The organism is Stieleria sedimenti (assembly GCF_025060895.1).
Taxonomy (GTDB): Bacteria; Planctomycetota; Planctomycetia; order Pirellulales; family Pirellulaceae; genus Stieleria; species Stieleria sedimenti.
The window spans coordinates 1-2,776 of the sequence record NZ_JANZKV010000070.1 but is presented as its reverse complement, the minus strand read 5'-3'; the positions used below and the strand labels follow the sequence as shown (position 1 = coordinate 2,776).

2 protein-coding genes are annotated in these 2,776 nt (G+C 54.5%); both read right to left on the bottom strand.

Going from position 1 to position 2,776, the window contains the following annotated elements; translation table 11 throughout:
- Positions 1-466 precede the first annotated feature (466 nt).
- Positions 467-889: a hypothetical protein gene (locus NZK35_RS11070; protein WP_259632595.1), complete on the bottom strand. Its 423-nt coding sequence runs from the start codon at positions 887-889 to the stop codon at positions 467-469.
- A gap of 96 nt (positions 890-985) precedes the next feature.
- Positions 986-1,618 (bottom strand): hypothetical protein, encoded by a 633-nt coding sequence (locus tag NZK35_RS11065; protein WP_259632594.1) that lies wholly within the window; start codon positions 1,616-1,618, stop codon positions 986-988.
- Between the last annotated feature and the right edge of the window lie 1,158 nt (positions 1,619-2,776).

Here is a 2,776-nt window from a genome sequence, read left to right as displayed (position 1 = left end):
TTTGATCTCGTTGGTGCACTGCAAACATCCCAAGACGCTCGACTCCCAAGGAGCGGCGCGTCGTGTGCAGAGTCGGATTCGTCATTGAATCAAAGAAAAACACCCTCGGACCACACAACGCGAGTGACGGGGGTGTCATGCGCCGCTGGATCACATGATTGGCCACAAGAGATCAATACGGCTGTCGCACCAAATCGCTGATCACCTACGGCCAGAGCACTCAAGAAGCTGGCGTTAGCCTTGCAGCAGCAAGTTTCATGCAACCCCGCCCCACCGTGAACGCACATTAACCGTCGAAGCGGAAAGCAATTCGATTAAGTTCAACGGTAGCGATCACGTGGTCGCCGCGAACGACGAAGCACTTCAATCAACTCAACTCGGCGACTTAGCAACGCACGGAAAATAAGTGGGTTCCGACACTTATTTTCCGTTCGATCCTTACGTGCGTTCGCCGGGTTCTCCCGTCTTAGTCTTGGTTCCGTCGCTGCAACAACGCACGATCTCGCCATTCCGAGAAAGCGTGCATACTACTCTCTGTGTCCGAAGAAAAATCTGCGAACTCGCTCGTCTGTATGTCGAGCAACCGTGCATCAAGCGCGTCACACAAAGTTTTTAAATGCGGGATTGAGCCGCTACCTGCGTTTGATCGAATGCCAACGGCAGAAACACTGCCAGATTCATCAGTATGGCATCCGTGGTTAAATTCAAGCCAGTAGTCATCACCGACGAGAAATGAGCGTTCATCTTCGTGGTCAGCATCCGGGAACAATCGGCGTAGCGTTTCTTGCAGCGTAGCAGAGTCAGCAACCGGTGGCGGAGTGAAGTCCGGAGGAAACTCATCGATCGATTTTGCATCACCGAATCGCATGATGATTGCGTCCCACGACATTGATTTTTCCAGGAAAGTGAATCTTGTTGGACGAACGGTAGAAATCACGGGGACGGGCGAAAGACCTAAACACAGACTCAAACTTGACTCCGTCGCTCATGTGCATTCGATAATTCCGCCCTCCTTGCGTTGGTTTCGTATCTCCGAAAATTCTTCGACGACATCACGAAGGGTTTGCCATCCTTTCCGAGGACGTACACCGGTTGTCTCCTCGATCCTGTCGCGAATGCATTCATCAGTATCGTCGCTCTCCACAATGCAGAAGAAACCATCAACAACTGAAAGCTGGTTTTCAAATGCATCGTTTGGTCGTAAAACCCGCGGATTGACTCGAATTGTATTGGCAATCAGTTGAACGCAACAGACGATTGATTCGGATGGAATATTTGGAATAGCGTGAATCCAATCGTCCATTGACGTTTGATCGCGTCTGCGAAGCCTTGCCGCCCGACGCTTCCAAGCTGCCTTCTCGCCATAATGCAAAGCCAAGTATCCGGCGATGCAGGCCGCAACAAAAATCACGAGATAGGTCAACGATGCCACCGGTTGATCGTCAGGCAGTAGGCGGAATGTCCTGTGGTCACCGCGTCGACGCGATCGACCTGAACTAAAAACAAACTCGACACGCCGACTGCGATGTACCACATGGTTGGCGCGTCCGGCCACGACGACGCCACGGGCCAGCGTCGCACACTGCCAATGTACTCGATCGGAATCGCCGTGGGACATTTCACTCCCCTTGCTGTACCGACTTCTTTGTAGAGTCGGGATGAAGCCTGGAGGGCTGACACAATGCTTGCCGGTGGCGTCAGCCACAGGAATCAAAAGGAGTGAATCACGAAGGCCTGCAAGGCCGACACAATCGGTCTCCCAGTCCACTCGACGCTCGGCATTGTGCCGGCCCGCTGGGCCTTGGGCATTTCATTGAATCCACCCCCGGTGGCTGACGCCACCGGCAGACACTCTACCGGCCCTCCGGGCCTAAGACACTTCGCTCTGCCGGCAATCCCTGATCCATCCAATTCGTCGGAGTCAGCGATGTCACGATCAACAGTTCGAATCGTCAAGCGTTGGCTAGCAGCGCGAACGGTGGTCGTCAGAGGGCACGGCCAAGTCGCCGCCCAAAACTCATGATTCCAAAAAACTCGCGATCGGCGACTTTGGTTCTTCGCTTGGTTCACCGATCAATGGGGCCAAAGCACGTTTCCATGCCTGAAGGGAAGCTTCAGTGTAGCCGACCGGGGCCGTGTTGTACGAATGCGTTCTGCCGGAGAAGAACCCGCGATAGAGTGGCGGAAAATCGACGAGGATCAAATCATGATTGCCGAACGGAACCAGTGGACGCGCCGATCTTGAATTGTGCTTCATCTTCCACGGCCTACCGACACGGAAGTGACATTCCGATACATCCGCAGAAATCACATCGTGGCACCATCGAAGGATCAGCGTACGGTCGCGAAGTTCGACAATTGGAAGCCTCGCTCGTGTTGCCAGCATCAGCGGACCCTTCTTCCACAGTTCGAGTAGATCGTCAGGGATGGTCTCCACGAGCGGCTGAGCTTGCGTCGTCTCGGTCATGTGGTCAGTCGATGTGTCTCGCTTTGGCGAACGAATTGCGATCGATCCGCGCATACGGCGGAACGTGGATAGATCGTGCGCCGGAACTTTGTCGCTCCTCAGGTGGGCCGGTCACAGGACCTGATTAGAACGAATCCAGCCCGACGGTGCCAGTTTCCCAGACCCAGGCGAACTCGAGCTGAGTGGTGGAAGGTGGGGCCGACTCCGGCCCCTTTGAACTTTCTTGCTCACTTTCCAGGTACCAGTCGTACCAACTGCAAAAAACCTTCACCCATCGCGGCGCTCAAGCTATCCCGGAGGGATTCCAGC